Raw genomic sequence first — 3,215 nt, 5'->3', positions numbered from 1 at the left:
TCGATGAAGGCGAAGAGGACGACGACGGGGATGATGGCGACGACGGAGGCGGCGAAGAGGTAGTTCCATTCGACGGTGTAGTTGCCGATGAAGTTGTTGATGCCGACGGTCAGCGGCTGCTTCTCCGGTTCGGTCATGAGGGTGAGGCCCATGACGAATTCGTTCCAGCTGGAGATGAAGGTGAAGATGACCGCGGTGACCACGCCGGGCATGGCCAGTGGCAGTGTCACGCGGAACAGGGCGCCGAAGCGTCCGGTGCCGTCGACCATCGCGGCTTCTTCCAGTTCGGCTGGGATGGAGGAGATGTAGGCGGTGAGGATCCAGATCGCGAAGGCGAGGTTGAACGCGCCGTTGGCCAGGATCAGGGTCCAGGTCGAGTTGAGCATGTCGAGTTGGTGGAACTCGCGGTAGAGGCCGATGAGGAGCGCGGTGGGCTGGAACATCTGGGTGACCAGCACCAGCAGCAGGAACGCTTTGCGGCCGCGGTAGCGCACGCGCGCCGTGTAGTAGGCGGCCGGCAGCGACACCAGCAGCACGAGCAGTGTGGCGCCGCCCGCGATCAGGAGTGTGACCTGGAGGTTGTCGCCGAGGGTGGATTCCTTCCAGACGTCGACGAGGTTGTTCCACTCGAACGATGTGGGCAGGTAGGTGCGGTCGCGGAGTTCGTCCGCGGGCCGCAGCGCGGTGATGATCATCTCCAGGTACGGTGCGATGAAGATGACCGCCAGCATCCAGGCGCTCGCGGCGATGACCAGGGTCCGCGGGCCGTACTTCCGGCGCTTGGCGGCGCCTTTGCCGCCCTTGCCCCCGGTGCCGCCCTTCGGGCCGTTGGGGTGGGTTTCCTTGGCCAGGGGTCCGTCTTCGGGTGTGTGTGAGGGCGCGGAGAGGGTCATGCGTCCTCCTTGTTCCAGCGGCTGACCTTGAGGAAGATCAGGACGAGTACGACGACCATGGCGAAGTTGACGACGGACATGGCGGCGGATTCGCCGATGTCGGTGTCTTTCAGCTGGTACATGAACACCGTGGTCGTGGCGGTGTCGCTGCCGGGCCCGCCTTTGGTCATGGCCCAGATGACGGGGAAGGAGTTGAAGACGTTGATGAGGTTGATGACGAAGCCGACGAGGAACGCCGGCCGCAGCAGCGGCACGGTCACCCGCCAGTAGGTCTGGCGGGAGTTGGCGCCGTCGATACGGGCGGCCTCGTACACCTCGTGGGGGATGGTCTGCAGCCCGGCCAGGAGGGTGTAGGTGGTGAACGGCAGGGAGACGAAGACTGCGACGAACATCATCCACGGCCAGGCGGTCGCGGGATCGCCGAGCCAGTCCTTCGGCCCGTCGATGAGACCGAGGTCGGTCATCAGGGTGTTGAGGACGCCGGCGGTCTGGTCGAGCATCCAGCGGAAGCCGATGGCGGTCATCAGCACCGAGGCGGCCCACGGCGCGATGAGCGCCCAGCGGGTGACGGTACGGCCCGGGAAGGGCTTGTTGAACAGCTGGGCCAGGCCCAGCGAGGCCAGCATGGTGACGCCGACGACGGCGACGGTCCATACCACTGTCATCATCAGCACGCTGCCGAAGCCGGACTCGTCGAAGAGTTGCCGGTACTTCTCGGTGCCGGCCGAGCCGCGGACGAAACCGCTGATGCTGATGTTCAGGAACGAGGTGCGGATCAGTTCGTAGATGGGCCACAGCACCACCACGACGATCAGCAGGACGGCGGGGGCGATCCAGGGCAGCGGACCGAGCCGGGCCAGGCCGCCTCGACGGCGGCGCTGCGGCCCGGTCTTCCGCCCGCCGGGCCCGGGACCGGCAGCGGCCGCGGGCTCCTTGACCGTGACGGGCACGGGAAACTCCTTGCGGGTACGGCGGTTGAGGGGACCGCACAAAGGACTACGGGAACACGGCAACGCGTCGTACGCGGGCCGCGCGGGAACACGGAGTGCCGGGTGAGGGCGCCGGGGGCGGGCCGCCGCGCGCGGCACGGCGTGCGGCGGCCCGGCCCGGCACGGTCACCGGGGGCTGTTCACAACCTGGACCCGGTCGGGGTTACTCGCCCATGTCGGCGGCGGCGTCCTCGGCCTTGCCCTGCAGTTCGCCCAGCACCTTGCCCGGGTCGTCGGAGACGGCCTTGCCGCCCGACTTCTTGATCTCCGCGGAGACCACGTCCCAGCTCGTGTTGCCCAGCGGGTAGAACTCCGCGGCCGGCAGCACCTCGAAGAACGGCTCCAGGTCCTTGTGCTTACCGTTCGACTGCATCGTCTCAAGGGTGTCCGTGGTCACCGGCATGAGGTTGTACATCTCGTCGAACTTGAGCGTGTTCTCCTCCGCATACGCGAAGTCCAGGAACTTCTTGATCTGCTCCTGCTTCCCGCCGTCCTTGAACGCCATCATCCAGTCCGCGACACCCAGGGTCGAATCCAGCGGACCGTCCTTGCCCGGGATCGGCGCCACGTCATAGTCGACACCGCCGTCCTTGGCCATCTGGATCAACGTCGGATGGCCGTTGAGCATGCCCACCTTGCCCGCCGCGAAATCGGCGAACGCCGTCTTCCGGTCCGTGGTGGCAGGGTTCTCATACGTCAGACCCGGGTCGACCAGGTTCTCCTTCAGCCAGTCGAACGTCTCCACGTTCTGGGCGCTGTCCAGGGTGTACTCGCCCTCGGCGTCGGTGAACCCGCCGCCGTTGCCCAGCTCCCACATCATCGTCTCGCCCTGCGTCTCCTCCGGACCCAGAGGAAGCGCATACGGGATCTCCGCGGCCTTCTTGTCCTTGATCTTCTGCGCCGCCGCCGCGACGTCGTCCCAGCTCTGCGGAACCTGAACACCGGCCTTGTCGAGGACTTCCTTGTTGTAGAACATCAACCGCGCCGAGGACACGAACGGGATGCCGTACTGCGTACCGTCGACCTCACCGGCCTTCGCGAAGGACGCGATGAGGTTCTCCTTCGTCTTCGGCGAAAGCACCTCATCCGCCTCGTACAGCAGATCATCGGCGACCTTGTCCGCGTAACCACCGGTCTGCAGGATGTCCGGGACGTTCCCACCCTGGATCATCGTCTTGACCTTGGCGTCGATGTCATTCCAGTTGATGACCTGGACATCGACCTTGATGTCCTTGTTCTTCGCCTCGAAACGCTTGACGACATCGTCCCAATACACCTTGGACGCATTCGACGCCTTGTCACCGTAATCGGCCGCCACCAACTTGATGGTGGT

3 protein-coding genes are annotated in these 3,215 nt (G+C 65.5%); all 3 read right to left on the bottom strand.

What is annotated here, in order from left to right; all coding sequences use genetic code 11:
• Positions 1–893 (bottom strand): carbohydrate ABC transporter permease (locus LG396_RS38680; protein ID WP_225798291.1); only part of this gene is annotated, 893 nt, incomplete at its 3' end.
• Entirely contained in the window at positions 890–1,843 is a 954-nt protein-coding gene (locus LG396_RS38675) for a carbohydrate ABC transporter permease (protein ID WP_100302727.1), read from the bottom strand. The genes LG396_RS38680 and LG396_RS38675, both read right to left, overlap by 4 nt.
• A gap of 202 nt (positions 1,844–2,045) precedes the next feature.
• The coding region (locus LG396_RS38670) for an ABC transporter substrate-binding protein (protein WP_225798290.1) at positions 2,046–3,215 on the bottom strand (1,170 nt) is incomplete at its 5' end.

This window comes from Streptomyces aculeolatus (genome assembly GCF_020400605.1).
Classification (GTDB): Bacteria; Actinomycetota; Actinomycetes; order Streptomycetales; family Streptomycetaceae; genus Streptomyces; species Streptomyces aculeolatus.
This window is presented reverse-complemented; position numbering and strand designations above follow the sequence as displayed.